The sequence below is a fragment of the Corynebacterium sp. USCH3 genome (assembly GCF_037619475.1).
Classification (GTDB): Bacteria; Actinomycetota; Actinomycetes; order Mycobacteriales; family Mycobacteriaceae; genus Corynebacterium.
This window is the reverse complement of the sequence record NZ_JAQPZT010000001.1, coordinates 156,030-171,829: the sequence shown is the minus strand read 5'-3', so window position 1 is coordinate 171,829 and position 15,800 is coordinate 156,030. Positions and strand designations below refer to the sequence as shown.

14 protein-coding genes are annotated in these 15,800 nt (G+C 66.4%); 1 reads left to right on the top strand and 13 read right to left on the bottom strand.

What is annotated here, in order from left to right:
- Nucleotides 1-8: 8 nt before the first annotated feature.
- The 13 genes from atpD to rho all read right to left on the bottom strand — a co-directional run bounded on the left by atpD (nt 9) and on the right by rho (nt 13,456).
- Nucleotides 9-1,457 (bottom strand): F0F1 ATP synthase subunit beta, encoded by a 1,449-nt coding sequence (gene atpD, locus PQI66_RS00820; RefSeq protein WP_339995264.1) that lies wholly within the window; start codon nt 1,455-1,457, stop codon nt 9-11.
- 2 nt (nt 1,458-1,459) lie between these two features.
- A complete protein-coding gene (locus PQI66_RS00815) occupies nt 1,460-2,440 on the bottom strand; it encodes a F0F1 ATP synthase subunit gamma (protein WP_339995262.1) in 981 nt (326 codons plus the stop codon).
- 59 nt (nt 2,441-2,499) lie between these two features.
- The gene (atpA, locus tag PQI66_RS00810) at nt 2,500-4,134 is read right to left on the bottom strand and encodes a F0F1 ATP synthase subunit alpha (protein ID WP_339995964.1); all 1,635 of its coding nucleotides are present in this window, start codon (nt 4,132-4,134) and stop codon (nt 2,500-2,502) included.
- Between the two features lie 72 nt (nt 4,135-4,206).
- Nucleotides 4,207-5,025, bottom strand: a complete 819-nt coding sequence (locus PQI66_RS00805; RefSeq protein ID WP_339995260.1) for a F0F1 ATP synthase subunit delta — start codon at nt 5,023-5,025, stop codon at nt 4,207-4,209.
- A 5-nt stretch (nt 5,026-5,030) separates the two neighbouring features.
- A complete protein-coding gene (locus tag PQI66_RS00800; RefSeq protein WP_038547737.1) occupies nt 5,031-5,588 on the bottom strand; it encodes a F0F1 ATP synthase subunit B in 558 nt (185 codons plus the stop codon).
- A gap of 65 nt (nt 5,589-5,653) precedes the next feature.
- Entirely contained in the window at nt 5,654-5,896 is a 243-nt protein-coding gene (locus PQI66_RS00795; protein ID WP_038547733.1) for an ATP synthase F0 subunit C, read from the bottom strand.
- A gap of 111 nt (nt 5,897-6,007) precedes the next feature.
- The gene (gene atpB / locus PQI66_RS00790; RefSeq protein WP_339995258.1) at nt 6,008-6,808 is read right to left on the bottom strand and encodes a F0F1 ATP synthase subunit A; all 801 of its coding nucleotides are present in this window, start codon (nt 6,806-6,808) and stop codon (nt 6,008-6,010) included.
- A gap of 297 nt (nt 6,809-7,105) precedes the next feature.
- The gene (locus PQI66_RS00785) at nt 7,106-7,564 is read right to left on the bottom strand and encodes a hypothetical protein (protein WP_339995257.1); all 459 of its coding nucleotides are present in this window, start codon (nt 7,562-7,564) and stop codon (nt 7,106-7,108) included.
- Nucleotides 7,565-7,624: 60 nt separating this feature from the next.
- Nucleotides 7,625-8,800, bottom strand: a complete 1,176-nt coding sequence (locus PQI66_RS00780) for an MraY family glycosyltransferase (RefSeq protein WP_339995256.1) — start codon at nt 8,798-8,800, stop codon at nt 7,625-7,627.
- A gap of 11 nt (nt 8,801-8,811) precedes the next feature.
- Nucleotides 8,812-9,477, bottom strand: coding sequence for an L-threonylcarbamoyladenylate synthase (locus tag PQI66_RS00775; RefSeq protein ID WP_339995963.1), 666 nt, complete (start codon nt 9,475-9,477; stop codon nt 8,812-8,814).
- A gap of 70 nt (nt 9,478-9,547) precedes the next feature.
- Nucleotides 9,548-10,540 carry a N5-glutamine methyltransferase family protein gene (locus tag PQI66_RS00770; protein WP_339995254.1) on the bottom strand — a complete coding sequence of 331 codons (993 nt, stop codon included), beginning with the start codon at nt 10,538-10,540 and terminating at the stop codon, nt 9,548-9,550.
- A gap of 8 nt (nt 10,541-10,548) precedes the next feature.
- Nucleotides 10,549-11,634: a peptide chain release factor 1 gene (prfA, locus tag PQI66_RS00765; RefSeq protein ID WP_339995253.1), complete on the bottom strand. Its 1,086-nt coding sequence runs from the start codon at nt 11,632-11,634 to the stop codon at nt 10,549-10,551.
- Entirely contained in the window at nt 11,627-13,456 is a 1,830-nt protein-coding gene (gene rho / locus PQI66_RS00760) for a transcription termination factor Rho (RefSeq protein ID WP_445227984.1), read from the bottom strand. Before rho ends, prfA begins: the two co-directional genes overlap by 8 nt.
- A gap of 505 nt (nt 13,457-13,961) precedes the next feature.
- On the opposite strand from rho, the gene PQI66_RS00755 reads away from it, so the two are divergent.
- The gene (locus PQI66_RS00755) at nt 13,962-15,767 is read left to right on the top strand and encodes a long-chain fatty-acid--CoA ligase (RefSeq protein WP_339995251.1); all 1,806 of its coding nucleotides are present in this window, start codon (nt 13,962-13,964) and stop codon (nt 15,765-15,767) included.
- The last annotated feature ends 33 nt before the right edge of the window (nt 15,768-15,800 follow it).

The following is a 15,800-nucleotide window of genomic DNA, read 5'->3' as shown; positions in this document are numbered from 1 at the left end:
GTGACCCCTTACTTCTCGGTGAGCTTCTTGTAGGCGGCCTCGACGTCGTCGAGTCCACCCAGACCGTCGAAGCACTGCTCCGGGTAGGCGTCGAACTCGCCGTCGCAGATGCGCTCGAAGGCGTCGATCGTGTCCTCGAGGGGAACGAAGGAGCCGGGGATATCGGTGAACTTCTGGGCCACGAAGAAGTTCTGGCCCAGGAAGCGCTCGATACGACGGGCACGCTGGACGGTGATCTTGTCCTCTTCGGACAGCTCGTCCATACCCAGGATGGCGATGATGTCCTGCAGTTCCTTGTTCTTCTGCAGGATACCGATCACGCGCTGTGCGACAGCGTAGTGGCGGTCACCGACGATGCCGGGCTCCAGGATGCGCGAGGTCGAGGTCAGCGGGTCCACCGCAGGGTAGATACCCTTCGAGGCGATGGCGCGGTTGAGCTCGGTGGTCGCATCCAGGTGGGCGAAGGTCGTCGCCGGGGCCGGGTCGGTGTAGTCGTCGGCGGGCACGTAGACGGCCTGCAGAGACGTGATCGAACGACCCTTGGTCGACGTGATCCGCTCCTGGAGCACACCCATCTCGTCCGCCAGGGTCGGCTGGTAACCCACGGCGGAGGGCATACGGCCCAGCAGCGTGGAGACCTCGGAACCGGCCTGGGTGAAACGGAAGATGTTGTCGATGAACAGCAGCACGTCCTGGTTCTGCACATCGCGGAAGTACTCCGCCATGGTCAGGCCGGACAGCGCCACGCGCATACGGACTCCCGGGGGCTCGTCCATCTGGCCGAAGACGAGGGCGGTGTCCTGGAGCACACCCATCTCCTCCATCTCCAGGCGGAGGTCGGTGCCCTCACGGGTGCGCTCGCCGACGCCGGCGAACACGGAGGTACCGGAGAACTCGCGGGCGATACGGGTGATCATCTCCTGGATGAGCACGGTCTTGCCCACACCGGCGCCGCCGAAGAGGCCGATCTTGCCGCCCTTGACGTACGGGGTCAGCAGGTCGATGACCTTGATACCGGTCTCCATGAGCTCGGTACGGCCTTCGAGCTGGTCGAAGCTGGGAGCCTCGCGGTGGATGCCCCACTGCTCACCGTCACGGCCGAGACCCGGCTCGTCGAGGCAGTCACCGAGGGCATTGAACACGTGGCCCTTGACGACGTCACCGACGGGGACGGAGATCGGACGACCGGTGTCGGTGACCTCGGCCCCACGGACAAGTCCGTCGGTCGGGGCCATGGAGACGCCACGCACGATGTTGTCACCGAGGTGCTGGGCGACCTCCAGGACGATGGTCTTGGCCACCGATTCCAGAGTCACCTCCACCTCAAGTGCGTTGTACAGTGCCGGCAGCGCGCCACGCGGGAACTCCACGTCGACGACCGGTCCGATGACTCGGACCACGCGACCGGCAGCAGTCGATGCGGCGCTGTCGCGCTGCACCTCAGTAGCTGTAGTCATAGTTAATCACTTTCTCCGCTGTCGGCGAGCGCGTTGACGCCACCGACGATCTCTGAGATTTCCTGGGTGATCTTTGCCTGACGCAGCTGGTTGGCGACACGGGAAAGGTCGTTGACCAGTGCGGTGGCGTTGTCCGTCGCAGCGGACATTGCGGCACGGCGGGCAGCGGACTCACTTGCGGCGGCTTCCAGCATCAGAGCGAAGATGCTCCGGGAAACATACTGCGGCAGCAGCGCCTTCAGGAGCGAATCCGGATCCGGCTCGAAGTCGACCTCGGCGGACACGGGATCGCCGCTGTCCGACAACATGTCGTCCCCGATGTGGAGCGGTTCGTCGTCCACCTGGGTCGCGATCGGTAGCATGCGCACCGCCTGCGGCGTCTGCGTGAGCATTGACACGAACTTGTTGTACACCACATGCAGTTCGTCGAACCCGGGCAGCCCCTCGCCCTCGGGGCTCGAGAGGCCGTCACGAGGAGGAGTCACTCCCTCCGGTCCGACCGTGAAACCGTCGATGAGATGCCGGCGAAGGTCGTGGGTGAGGGCGTACTCCGGATCCTGGGAGAATCCGTTCCACGCGCCGGCCACGTCAACACCACGGAAGCTGTAGTAATCCAGCCCCTTGCGCCCCGCGACGTAGAGGACGATTTCCTTGCCCTCGTCTTCGAGCCGCTTACGCAGTTCCGCAGTCTTCTTGATGACGTTGGCATTGTAACCACCACACATACCACCGTCACTCGTGATGACGAGAATGGCTGCGCGCTCAGCGACCTTTTCCGTGTCGAGCATCGGGTGATCCAACGACGACGCGGATGCGAGTCGCTGAATGACCCGGGTGATCTCGTCTGCGTAGGGCTGCGACGCCTCAACGTTGGCACGGGCCTTGGAGATCTTCGAAGTGGCGATAAGCTCTCTGGCCTGGGTGATCTTCTTGGTCGAGTTCACGGACTTGATCCGGGATCTCAGTTCACGAAGTGTTGCCATTTGCTACCGCCTCCCTTCTCTGTTGTTGGTCTGAACAGTCATCATCCCGTTACCCGCGCCTACTTCTTGCGGGAGACGGTGATCTGGGACTGCTCGAGGTCCTCGTCGGCCAGTGCGTGTGCCTCAGGCTCGTTGATGACCGGGGTGCCGTCGGTGGACTGGAAGCTGCGCTTGAACTCGTTCGTCGCGGACACGAGAGTCTGCTTGGACTCGTCCGACAGCGGCTTGCCACCGTTGATCTGCTCGTAGACGTCGGCGTTGTTGGCATGCAGGTATTCCCACAGCTCGGACTCGAAGCGGCGGACGTCCTCCACGGCGACCGCGTCGAACTCACCCTCGCCGGCAAGGTAGATGGAGACCATCTGATCCTCGACAGCCTGCGGGTTCGTCTCCGTCTGCTTCAGAAGCTCGACGAGACGCTCGCCTCGGTCCAGCTGCGCCTTGGAGTACTCGTCCAGGTCGGACGCGAAGGCGGAGAAGGCCTCCAGGTCACGGTAGGCCGCCAGGTCCAGTCGCAGGTTACCGGCGACCTTCTTCATGCCCTTGGTCTGTGCGTCACCACCGACACGCGAGACCGAGACACCGACGTTGATGGCCGGACGGACGCCCTGGTTGAACAGGTCGGACTCCAGGAAGACCTGGCCGTCGGTGATCGAGATGACGTTGGTGGGGATGAACGCGCCCACGTCGTTGGCCTTGGTCTCGATGATCGGCAGTGCGGTCATCGAGCCGGCGCCCTCCTCGTCGGACAGCTTCGCCGCACGCTCCAGCAGACGGGAGTGCAGGTAGAAGACGTCACCCGGGTAGGCCTCGCGGCCCGGCGGACGGCGCAGCAGCAGGGAGATGGCGCGGTAGGCCTCGGCCTGCTTGGTGAGGTCGTCGAAGATGATGAGGACGTGCTTGCCCTCGTACATCCACTGCTGGCCCAGGGCTGCGCCGGCGAACGGTGCGAGCCACTTGAAGCCGGCGGAGTCGGAGGCCGGGGCTGCCACGATGGTCGTGTAGTCCAGGGCGCCCTGATCCTCCAGGGTCTGACGCAGCGAGGCGATGGTCGAGCCCTTCTGGCCGATCGCGACGTAGATGCAGCGCACCTGCTTCGTCGGATCCCCGGACTCCCAGTTCTCACGCTGGTTCAGGATGGTGTCGATGCAGACGGAGGTCTTGCCCGTCTTGCGGTCGCCGATGATCAGCTGACGCTGACCGCGGCCGATGGGGGTCATGGCGTCAATGGCCTTGATGCCGGTCTGCATCGGCTCGTGCACCGGCTGGCGCTGCAGCACCGACGGTGCCTGCAGCTCCAGGGCGCGGGTCTCGGTGGACTCGATGTCGCCGCGACCGTCGATGGGCTGACCCAGGGGGTTGATGACCCGGCCGAGGAAGTTCTCCCCCACCGGGACGGACAGGACATCGCCGGTCCGCTTGACTTCGTCGCCTTCCTTCAGCGACTCGTAGTTACCCAGCACCACGACGCCGATGGAATCGGTCTCGAGGTTCTGTGCGACTCCGATGATGCCGCCGGGGAACTCAAGCAGCTCGTTGGTCATCACGGAGGGCATACCCGAAACCTGGGCAATGCCGTCCGCTGCCATCGTAACCACGCCGACCTCCTCACGGGAGGCCTCCGCGGAAGTGCTTGAGGTGTAGTTCGCAATCGCGCTACGGATCTCATCGGAGGAGATCGTAAGCTCCGCCATGTTCTTCCTGCTCTCGGTATCGTCTTCCAGCATTACGTGAATTATCTTGTCGATCGAGGTTCTATCCGGGGGCTACGCGAGTGCCCGACGCATGCGCTCCAGCTTTCCAGCTGTGCTGCCGTCGATCACTTCGTCGCCGACCCGGATGACCGCTCCACCGAGGAGGCTGGTGTCAACCTCGGAATGGACGGACATCGCGGAACCGTAGATCTTCTCCAGCTTCTGGCCCAGTGCCTGCTCCTGTGCCCCCGACAGAGCTGCGGCGGAGCGGACACGGGCAACCCGACGTCCATCCAGACCAGCTGCGAAGTCACACAGTGCGTCAAGGTCCTCGACCGGACGCGCGACGGGACGTCCGACCACCTGAAGCGCGAGCGCCTCGGTGATCGCGCTGACGTGTCCGTAGAGGACCTTCGCCAGCAGCTCCCGACGCTTCTCAGCGGAGGCGAGACGGTCAGCCAGGAGCATCTCCAGCTCGGTCTCCCGCTCGAGGAGACGTGCGAGGTCGAAGAGCTCGGTGGCGACCTTCTCGCGCTGCCCCTGCTCATGGGCTGCACGCAGCAGGGCACGGCGGCCCAGCTCGACCAGCCCGTGGCGCAGGTCCCGGGTGTTGGACCAGGTGCCCTTGACGACCTGCGCGACGATGTCGCGTGTGGTGTCGGACACCTTGCCCGCCAGCAGCCCGTCGGCCAGTGCGGCGCGACGGTCGGCCGGAACAGTCTGGTCCACCAGCGCGGTACGCAGTGACCGGTCGCTGTCCAGGAGGTCGGCGACCTCGAACAGCTCGGAACCGGTGGCTGCGCCGGCGGCGGCGGTGTCGGTGGCACCGGACAGTGCACCGTCCAGCGACTCAGTCAGCTGGTCCAGGGTTGTTCTGCTCGCTGCGTGCACGGGCCTCACTTCCCCGATCCGACGCTGTCGAGATCAGCGAGGAAGGAGTCGATCGTACCGGAACGCTTGACGTCGTCCGACAGCTGGTCGCCCAGCAGTCGCTCGGCGAGGTTGATGGAGTTCTCCCCCATCTCCTTACGCAGATCGGAGACGACGGCCTCGCGCTGCGCGAGCAGCTGCTTGTTGCCGGACTCGATGATGCGGTTGGACTCGTCGGTCGCCTGGGTCTTCATGTCAGCGATGATCTTCTGACCCTGGGAGCGGGCGTCGTCGCGAATCTGGGAAGCTTCGGTGCGGGCCTCGGCCAGCTGCGCGTTGTACTTCTCCAGCGCGGCCTTGGCCTCGTCCTGTGCCTGCTCGGCACGTGCGATGCCACCCTCGATCTGGTCGGTGCGGTCAGCCATGACCTGCTTGACCTTGGGAAGAACGAACTTCCAGAAGATCACGAAGATGATGATGAAGCTGACGAGGGACCAGACGATGTCATACGACTTGGGGAGCAGCGGATTGATCTGCTCCTCCAGCGGCAGCTCATCGGCTGCCAGAATGAGGTAGTTCGTCATAGTCTCCAGCTTTCGCTCTTGAGTGTGAAGGTCTTGTCACAGTGCCCGTTGCCGGGCACCGCACACTAGAACAGGAAGCCGGCGACCAGGCCGATGAGGGCGAGGGCCTCGGTGAAGGCGATACCCAGGAACATGGTGGTGCGCAGCTGGCCGGCCATCTCGGGCTGGCGAGCCATGGCCTCTGCGGTCTTGCCGACCAGGATACCGATACCGACACCGGGGCCGATGGCGGCGAGGCCGTAGCCGATGGTGCCGAGACCCTCGAACTTGGTGGTGGTGTCCTGGGCGAGGAGCAGCAGGTCGTTCATTAGGATTCCATTCCCTTTCGTGGTGCCCCTTCCGGTGCCGTTGTCACGGTCCCGGGCGGCGGGGCGAGAATATTATGTGTGAATGTCGGGGGCGGTGCTCGTCAGTGCTCTTTAGTGCTCATCCGCGTGCAGCGACTGCTCGATGTAGACCGCCGTCAGCAGGCTGAAGATGTAGGCCTGCAGGAAGATGATCAGCATCTCGAACAGTGTGAAGGCAAGTGCGGCGACGAGCGTCCCTCCGGCCAACAGCGTCCAGCCGTTGAGCTGCCAGAAGAAGAAGTTCGTGGCGCCGAACAGCAGCACGAGAACAATGTGGCCGGCCAGCATGTTCGCCATGAGACGGATGGTCAGGGTGACCGGCCGCAGGACGAAGGTGGAGAAGAACTCGATCGGGACGACCAGCACGTGCAGTGCCGGCGGCAGGTTCGGGATGACCACGGAGGACTTCACGAACTTGCCGAAGCCGTAGCGCTTGGCACCTGCGTAGATCATGGCGATGTAGGCCACCGCCGCCAGGACGATCGGCATGCCGACCCTCGCGTTGGCGGAGATGTTCAGCGCCGGAATGACCGCCGGCAGGTTACCGATGAGGACCACGAAGAAGATGGTGGCGATGATCGGCAGGAACCGCCGTCCCTCCTTCTTCCCCAGGATCTCTTCGGCGATGTGCACGCGGACGAAGTCGACCGCGTACTCTGCAACGTTCTGTGCACCCCTCGGGATCAGCTTCGGCTTACGGAAGGCATACAGAAAAAAAGCCGCCAGGATGACGATCATCAGAAGGCGGATGATCATCAGGCGGTCTACTGCGAAGATGCCGTTCGCGAAATCACTGAACCAGAGCTGGCTGGGATCCACTTCCCCCGGGAAGAATTCATGCTCCATAGAAGGCGCGTGGAATTCGCCCTTCATGGCCAAGGTTGTAACGCTCAGCGTTCTCTCCCGTGGTTTGGGCCGCGTGATTGTGGTCAGGCGGTGCGATGGAGGATGTCAGGAGTTCCCGGAACCGTGGACTCCGTCGCACATCCGCACGGTACCGGGGGTGATATACCAGGCTTACTCACGGGCACGCGTATCTACACGGCGACCGCCTACCTGATTACCCGCAGGAGAGCATACCAGCCGTCCGCGCAGGTGCGCGAACCAACTCCCCCCGTCCCCCCGGAACAGACAGTGCCCCCGACGCCTGCCTGCACCTGCACCCCCGACTCAGACGTTCGTCACATTCGTCCGGATGATACCGATGGTCTCCGCCCCCAGCGCGACGACCAGTGCAGCGATGACGGTGACCCCCATCGCGGTGTGGTCGAAGAAGTCCATCTCGCGCAGGACGAGGAGAATACCGAGGACGACGACGATCTTGATCAGCCAGGAACCCAGCGTGACGATCATCGTGGTCTGCGGGGAGGTGTTCGAGGTCAGTAGGACCACCGCCACCGTCGCCAGGACGAAGCCACCTCCCACGGCCGCACCGATGAGGACCCCCCACAGCCCCTCCAGGCCACGGAAGTTCCCCCACAGCGCCAGGGAAATCACCGTGATCACCAGGAGACCGACCGCACCGGACCGGGCGGCGTTGAGCAACGGGCGACGGTGGTCTGCCATGTCCCCGTCGGACTCGTTGATGTCGGGGAGGTCGTTCTTCTGCTCGCTGTTCTGCTCAGTCACGGGCTACAGCCTAGCCGTCCGGCCCGGCAACATCCCACCCGACGTCCTGCCCGGACCGGCTTATGCGGTGGCGGACGCAGGACGGCCGCCCCCACGCTCCTTCCGCAGCGGCACCGCGGTGAAGGCCGTCGCCAGCAGTATCGCGACGCCGAAGACGATGGCGGCGATCGGCAGCGGCAGCACCGTGGAGCCGACGGCGCCGAGCGCGACGACCCCGACCCAGCTGTACAACACCAGGACAACCTGCTTCTGCGAGTGTCCGAGCCGCAGGAGACGGTGGTGCAGGTGCTGCTTGTCCGGGGCGAAGGGGCTCTTCCCCGCCCTCAACCGCCGCACGACGGCCATCAGCAGGTCGAGCATGGGAATGAACAGTGCCGCGACCACGACGAGTACCGGTGTCATCAACGCCAGGAAATCGGCGGGGCCGTAGAGCGCCATGTTGATCCGGCCGGACGCCGAGACACTGGCCGCGGCAAGCAGCAGGCCGATCAGCATCGACCCGGAGTCACCCATGAAGATCCGTGCCGGGGAGAAGTTGTGCGGAAGGAATCCCAGGCACACGCCCAGCAGGCCCGCCGAGATCATCGCCGGCGGATACGCACTGACCGTCCCACCCTGGTCGTGGAGGATCGTCAGCGAGTAGACCAGCAGTGTCGTCGCGGCGATCGCGCCCAGCCCGGCGGCGAGTCCGTCGAGTCCGTCGACGAAGTTCATCGCGTTGATGATGGCGACGGTCAGCAGCGCGGTCAAGAGCGTTGACTGGACCTGGTCGAGGATCAAGGTCGTCCCACTGCCGAACGGCGAGTAGATCAGGTACCAGGACAGGCCTGCCAGGCTCATGACCACGGATCCCGCGACCTGCCCGCCCAGCTTCAGCACCCAGGAGATGTCGAAGAGGTCGTCGACGACGCCCACGATCACGATGACGAACGCGGCGGCGACCACCGCGACCATGTCCGGGGTCACCGGTGGAAAGCCGCGGTTGAGTGCGGGAAGCTGGTTGGCGACGAGCACGGCCACGACGAATCCGGTGAACATCGCCACCCCGCCGAGCCGCGGCGTCGGGACTGTGTGCACGTCCCGGGAGCGTGGTGCGGCCAGCCGTCCGAACCGGAGCATCAGCATCCGGATGATCCCGGTGGTCAGGTACGTGGTGACCAGGCCGACGAGCAGGATCAGCGCCAGTTCCCGGAACGGCACACCCACCCCGGACCAGGACGCCGCGTACAGGTCCATTCGCCGCGCCCCTACGCTGCGCCGTCGTCGAGGAGAACGGCGGCGGAGATCCCGAGCACCTCACCCACACGGTCGGCGCTGATCGCACCGTCCCGCAGGATCCGGGGACGGTGCCCGGAGAGGTCGACGATCGTCGACGCCGTACCGATCGAGGCCTCGCCGGCGTCCAGGTACACCGACACGGAGTCACCGAGCTGCTCCCGGGCGGCTCCGGCGGTGAGCGCCGCCGGACTACCGGAGATGTTGGCGCTCGACACCGCCATCGGGCCGGTCTGCTGCAGCAGGTCGATGGCCAACGGGTGCAGTGGCATACGCAGGGCCACGGTCCCCCTGGTGTCACCGAGGTTCCAGGGGAGACTCGGTGCCTGGTGGGTGACGATGGTCAGTCCGCCGGGCCAGAAGGCTTCGGTGAGCAGTCGCAGCGGTTCCGTGTGGTCCCGGACGAGTCCTGCCACGGTGTCCCAGGAACCGATGAGAACCGGGACCGGCATGTCGGGGCCACGGTGTTTCGCGCGTAGCAGCGCTGCCACCGCGTCATTGTCGAATGCGTCGGCGCCGATGCCGTAGACGGTGTCGGTGGGGGTCACGACCAGCCGCCCCGCCTTCACCGCGCTCACCGCGGCTGCGAGGCCGCGTTCCCGGCCGTCGTCCTCAGAACAGTCGTAGGTCTGTGCCATCGTCTGCGTCATCCGTCCCTTCGTGTCGTCGTCTCGCCGCACTGTTTCGCTGTACTCTGACCCGTTCACTCTAGCCCCGTGCCGGGCGGTGGCCGGGATCCCGGTGCACCTGCCCGCTGACGAACCGGTCACGCGCCGAGAAATCACGGTGCTGCACCAGGTCGGTGACACCCACCTCGGCGAGGAGCCGTTGCACGTCCCGGCCCGTCGAGTCATCGTGTTCGACGACGACCCCGGCGCTGGGCGCGGCGACCAGGTCGATGACCCCGGCGAGTGGGCGCATGAGTGCCAGACCGTCGTCGCCCGAGAACACCGCGTCATGGGGGTCCCGGGCAACCTCCGGAGACACCTCGGTGTTCTCCGGGACGTACGGGGGGTTGGACGCCACGATGTCGGCGGAGTTCACCAGTCCGAGGGCGACGACGTCGGCCCGGGACGAGACGTCGGCCCGGTGGAACTCGACCTGCACCCGGGGATCGACATGGCCTTCGTCGACCCACGTCCTGGCGTTGTCACGTGCCAGGGCCACTCCGGTCCCGGTGATCTCCAGGCCACACACGCGCACGCTGACCTTGTCCGGGATCCCCCGGACGCTCAGCTCGTGGGCCACGCCCAGGGTGATGGTGCCGGGCCCGCTGCACAGGTCGACGATCGTGAGGGCGGGTTCCAGCAGGCGCGAGAACAGCCCGTCCTCGCGACGGGACATCCGGCGTTCGGCCTCCTCCGCCACCCACTCGATGAGCAGGTCGGTCTCGGGCCGGGGGATGAACACCCCGGGGCCGACCGCCAGGTCGATGCCCATCACGGAGCCGTGGCCGAGGATCCACTGCAGCGGCTCCCGGTCGATCCTCCGCTGCAGGAACCCCCCGAACGCCGCTGGCACGGGGTCTCCCCCCCGCATCACCAGGTCGAGGGGCGTGACCGTGGTTCCGGTCTCCCGCCCCAGAGCCTCGGCCATGAGTGCGCGGGCGTCATGCGCCGCCGACTCGACGCCAGCCTGCGCGAGCGCCGTCACAGCATCCCTGAGCACCGCTGACACGGTGGTCGCGCCCCCGAGTGTCACCGGTGGACCTACTCCCCTGCTTCCAGGCGGCTCTGCCGCTCGGCGTCGCTGAGCGCCCCGAAGAGCGCGTCCAGGTCACCGTCGAGCACGGCGTCAAGGTTGTTCGCCTTGTACCCGATGCGGTGGTCCGAGACCCGGGACTCCGGGAAGTTGTACGTCCGGATGCGCTCGGAGCGGTCCATCGTGCGGATCTGGGCGGCACGTCCCTCCGCTGCCGCGGCGTCAGCCTCCTCTTCCTTCATCTGCTGGAGGCGGGCGGCGAGCACCTGCATGGCGCGGGCCCGGTTCTGGATCTGCGAACGCTCCTTCTGGCAGGTCACCACGATACCGGTGGGCAGGTGGGTGATACGCACCGCCGAGTCGGTGGTGTTCACACCCTGACCACCCTTGCCCGAGGACCGGTAGACGTCGACGCGGATGTCCTTGTCGTCGATCTCGACGTCCTCGACTTCATCGGGTTCCGGGTAGACCAGGACGCCTGCGGCAGAGGTCTGGATGCGTCCCTGCGACTCGGTCACCGGGATGCGTTGGACACGGTGGACACCGCCCTCGTACTTGAAGACGCTCCATGCACCGTCGCGGCCGGGCTGCTTGGCCCGTACAGACATGGTCATGTCCTTGATGCCACCGAGGTCGGTCTCGTTGGCGTCGAGGATCTCGAAGGTGAAGCCGTGGCGTTCACCGTAGCGCTGGTACATGCGGGCGAGTTCGCCGGCAAACAGGGCCGCCTCCTCACCACCGGCGCCGGACTTGATCTCCATCACGACATCTTCACTGTCGTGGGGGTCCCGCGGCGCGAGCAGGTCGGTCAGCTTCTCCTCCAACGCGGGCAGCTCGGCGGCGAGACGGTCCGCCTCCTCGGCGAAGTCGGCGTCCTCCGCCGCCATCTCCTTGGCCGCCTCGTGGTCCTCGCGGGTCTCGACGAGCTTGTTGTAGGTCTGGATGACCGGCTGCAGTTCGCTGAACCGCTTGGCGACACGACGTGCCGCCGCGGCGTCATTGTGCAGGTCCGGGTCCGCCAGCTGCATCTCGAGCCCCTGGTACTCCGACAGGATGTCGTCGACCTTGGAGGGCGATCCGGCGAAGTCACTCATCGTCGTCGTCCCCCGCCAGCGGCGCCGAGGAGGCGATCTGCGCCATGAAGTCGCGGTTGGTCTTCGACTTACGCAGCTGCTTGATCAACAGGTCGATGGCCGCCTGCGGATCCAGGGCGGAGAGGATCCGGCGCAGCTTGTGCATCAGCCGGGCCTCGTCCGGGCCGAGCAGCAGGTCGTCCTTGCGGGTGCCCGACGGGTTGACGTCGACGGCGGGGAACATGCGACGCTCGGCGATCTTACGGTCCAGCTTGAGCTCGGCGTTGCCGGTGCCCTTGAACTCCTCGAAGATCACGGTGTCACCGGCGGAACCGGTCTCGACCATCGCTGTGGCGATGATCGTCAACGACCCGCCGTCCTCGATGTTGCGGGCCGCGCCGAGGAAACGCTTCGGCGGGTAGAGGGCGTTGGAGTCCACACCGCCGGAGAGGATACGTCCGGAGGCCGGGGAGGAGTTGTTGTAGGCCCGTCCCAGTCGCGTGATGGAGTCGAGGAGCACGACGACGTCCTTGCCCTGCTCGACCAGGCGCTTGGCCCGCTCGATGGCCAGTTCCGCCACGGCAGTGTGCTCGTTCGGCGGACGGTCGAACGTCGAGGCGATGACTTCGCCGCGCACCGAGCGCTGCATGTCGGTGACCTCTTCCGGTCGCTCATCGACGAGGACGACCATGAGGTAGCACTCCGGGTTGTTCACGGTGATCGCGTTGGCGATGTCCTGCAGGATCGTGGTCTTACCGGCCTTCGGCGGGGAGACGATCAGCGCACGCTGTCCCTTGCCGATCGGCATGATCAGGTCGATGACCCGGGTCGTCAGGATCTTCGGCTCGGTCTCGAGGCGGAGCCGCTGGTTCGGGTACAGCGGGGTGAGGTTGTTGAACTTCGGGCGCTGCGACGCCTGCTCCGGGGCCAGTCCGTTGACGGTGTCGACGGAGTTCAGCGGGGTGTACTTCTGACGGTTCCGGTTCCGTCCGCCGCCGCCGGCCTGCTGGGCTTTCGCACCGGGCCGGATCGTGCCGGTGACCGCGTCACCGTGGCGCATTCCGTACTTGCGGACCATCTGGATCGGGACGTACACGTCGGTGGAGCCGGCGTGGTAGCCGGTCGTCCGGATGAACGCGGTGTTGGCGTCGGCGAAGTCCAGGATGCCGGCGACGGGCGTCGGCGGCTCGTTGTTGCCTCCGCCGTTGTTCTGGTTCTGGTTGTTCTGGCCGCCCTGGTTGTTGCCCTGGTTGCCGTTGCGGTCCCCCCGGTCACCGCGGTTGTTCCTGTTGCCGCGGTCATTGCGGTTACGTCCGCCCCTGTCGTCGGAACTCTGCTGACCGCCACCCTGGTTGCCCTGGTTGCCGCTCTGCTCCCCCTTGCCGCGGTTGCGACGGTTCCGGCGGTTGCGTCGTCCCCGACGACCGCCCTCGTCCTCCCCCGACTCCCCGGTGCGGTCGCTGTGGTCATTCCGGTCACCCCGGCCATTCCGGTCACTGCCGCCCTGCGCCTGGCGCCGGTCCTGACGGTCATCCTTGGCCGGTCGTTCCTGCTCGGGTGTCTGCGCCTGCCGCGCGGTACCGGAGTCCCCCTCCGGCGACGCCGCGGGAGTGGTCTCCGGGGCAGGTTCCGCCGCCGACGGTGCTTCTTGCGCTGCGGCGGTCGACCGGGCGCCCGCGGGGCGCTGGCTGCCGATGCCTGCGGTCGCGATGGCGGAGACGAGCTCCCCCTTGCGCATTCCGGAGATGCCACGCAGTCCCTGCGATGTCGCGATCTGCTTGAGTTCCGCCAGTTTCAGGGAGGCAAGTCCGTCGTTCTGTGCGCGGGAGACGATGTCCGGCAAAGTCACAGGTGTCCTTTCGGTTCACCTCCCCCTGGCGCCCGTCCGACGGTACTGACCGACGGCCGGTCCCCTGCTTGTCTCCGGGGGACGGACGCCCGACAGGCGTCCATGGTCCCTGGTGGAGGCAGGACAACGGAAGGTGACGTGCTCTCGTGAGTCGTCGATATGTGGAACGGATGTCACGGTGCGCGCGGGCAACGGGGGTCGGTCACTGGTGCGCCGACGACAGTCGTGGAACCCCGGTACCGGGACAAACGGTGCTGCCCGGTGGATGATGCTGTCGGAGTGATACTCCCGCGTGAGTTACCCGTGAATCCGGATGACCGCCCACCGTCTCGGACCGGTTCGGTGACCCTGACGGTTCACGGTCGACGGGATGGCGGTGGTCGGTTCTCGGTGACGATGCTACCACCCCGCGGCCCGCACACCACTAATCTCTCCCGGGACAACCTGCTCGCGGTGGTTGCCTGACGGCTTCGACGTCCCGTCGCTTATCCTGGGTGGCATGGACGCCACCCACCGCACCGGGCCCAGTACCGCTCCCAACGCCGCCCCCCTGACGGCGTCCACGATGCGCGAGTATCCCCTGACCATGGCCTCGATCCTGGAGTACGGCCGCGTCGTCCACGGCACGACCAGGGTGCGCACGTACTACGGCAGTTCTCCGGAGGACACCACCTTCAGCGAGATCGGGGGCCGCAGCGCCGCCCTGGCTCACGCACTCGCCGAGCTCGCCGGTGTCTCCGTCGGAGACCGTGTTGCCACCTTCATGCCGAACATCACCGAGCACATGGAGGCGTTCTTCGCCGCGACCTCCATGGGCGCGGTGGTCCAGCCGTTGAACTCCAATCTCGTCGTGGACCAGCTGGTGCACATCATCAACCACGCCGGCGACCGCGTGATCATCGGGTCACCCCGCCTCTCACGGCGTCTGGCGCCGGTGATGCCCGACTGTCCCGAGGTCCACACCGTCATCGTCACCGGGACCGGTGGTGCCGAGGCCCGTGACGACCTGCACGCCCTGCTCACCGACGCCGGACGCGGCGACATCACCGTGCTCAGCTACGAGGAGATCCTCGACGGCCGCCCCACGACCTACCCCTGGCCGGAGATCGAGGAGACCGCACCGGCGGCCCTGCTGTACTCCACGGGCACCATGGGGGCGCCGAAAGGGGTGATCTACTCCCACCGCGCCCTGTGGCTGCACGCGACGAACCTGCGGACCCCCGACTCCTTCGGCATCCGCAACGGACACAGTTTCCTGTGCGCGGTGCCGATCTTCCACGTCCTGAGCTGGGGCGTTCCTGTCGCCGCGTTCATGGCAGGCACACCTCTGGTGTTCCCCGGGGGCGTCGCCGGTCCGAGCCATCTGGCACACGTCATCGCAGACTCCATGCCCCGGATGGCCCACGGGGCCCCCAGCATCTGGATGCAGCTGGTGGTGCACTACCAGCACACGCCACCGGAGAAGATGAGTCTGCAGGAGATCATCTCCGGGGGTGCGCCGGTACCGCCCGCCCTGATCGACGCCTGGGAGGAGCGCTACGGCGTGGACATGGTCCATGCCTGGGGTATGACCGAGACCGGTCCGGTCGGCACGGTCGCCCGGACCCCGGTGGGTGTCGGCGGTGCCGCACGTCGCCGGTACCGCGACAGCCAGGGGCGCTTCCCCGTCGGCATGGAGTTCCGCGTCGTCGCCGACGACGGCACGACGCTGCCCGCCAACGACCGCTCCAGCGGCGAGATCCAGGTCCGCGGCAACTGGGTGACCACCGACTACCACCACTCCCCCGCCTCCGTGGCCGGCGGGTCGGCGCACGTGTTCCGTGGCTCGGACGTCGACGACTCCGACGACGCGGCCGAACGGTTCACCGCGGACGGCTGGTTGCGGACCGGGGACATCGGCACCATCACCCGCGACGGCTACCTCACCGTGCACGACCGTCAGACCGACACGATCCGGTCCGGTGGCGAATGGATCTACTCGGCGATCCTGGAGAACATCGTCATGGAGTCCGACGTGGTCGCTGAAGCCGCGGTCATCGGTGTCCCCGACGAGCGCTGGGGGCAGCGTCCGCTCGCCGTGGTGGTCACGACCGCCGGTGTCGACGGCAACCGCGAGACGGCGGAACGGCTCTCCGCCGCCGTCGCCTCCAAGGTCCCCCGGTGGATGGCACCGGAGTACTGGACGTTCGTCGACCGGATCGACAAGACCTCGGTCGGCAAGTTCGACAAGAAGGACCTCCGGGCGCACCTGGCGGCCGGTGAATTCGACGTGATCAAGCTGCGTAGCCCCGGCGAGCCGAGGTAGACCACAGGGAGACCCCCGCCGACCTGCCCCTGG

Excerpts from the sequence above, each read along its gene's own strand:
- PQI66_RS00815 (WP_339995262.1), bottom strand. The coding sequence starts at position 2,440 with ATGGCAACACTTCGTGAACTGAGATCCCGGATCAAGTCCGTGAACTCG.
- PQI66_RS00795 (WP_038547733.1), bottom strand. The coding sequence starts at position 5,896 with ATGAACGACCTGCTGCTCCTCGCCCAGGACACCACCACCAAGTTCGAG.
- PQI66_RS00775 (WP_339995963.1), bottom strand. The coding sequence starts at position 9,477 with ATGGCACAGACCTACGACTGTTCTGAGGACGACGGCCGGGAACGCGGC.
- atpD (WP_339995264.1), bottom strand. The coding sequence starts at position 1,457 with ATGACTACAGCTACTGAGGTGCAGCGCGACAGCGCCGCATCGACTGCT.
- prfA (WP_339995253.1), bottom strand. The coding sequence starts at position 11,634 with ATGAGTGACTTCGCCGGATCGCCCTCCAAGGTCGACGACATCCTGTCG.
- atpB (WP_339995258.1), bottom strand. The coding sequence starts at position 6,808 with ATGAAGGGCGAATTCCACGCGCCTTCTATGGAGCATGAATTCTTCCCG.
- PQI66_RS00800 (WP_038547737.1), bottom strand. The coding sequence starts at position 5,588 with ATGACGAACTACCTCATTCTGGCAGCCGATGAGCTGCCGCTGGAGGAG.
- PQI66_RS00780 (WP_339995256.1), bottom strand. The coding sequence starts at position 8,800 with ATGGACCTGTACGCGGCGTCCTGGTCCGGGGTGGGTGTGCCGTTCCGG.
- atpA (WP_339995964.1), bottom strand. The coding sequence starts at position 4,134 with ATGGCGGAGCTTACGATCTCCTCCGATGAGATCCGTAGCGCGATTGCG.
- PQI66_RS00755 (WP_339995251.1), top strand. The coding sequence starts at position 13,962 with ATGGACGCCACCCACCGCACCGGGCCCAGTACCGCTCCCAACGCCGCC.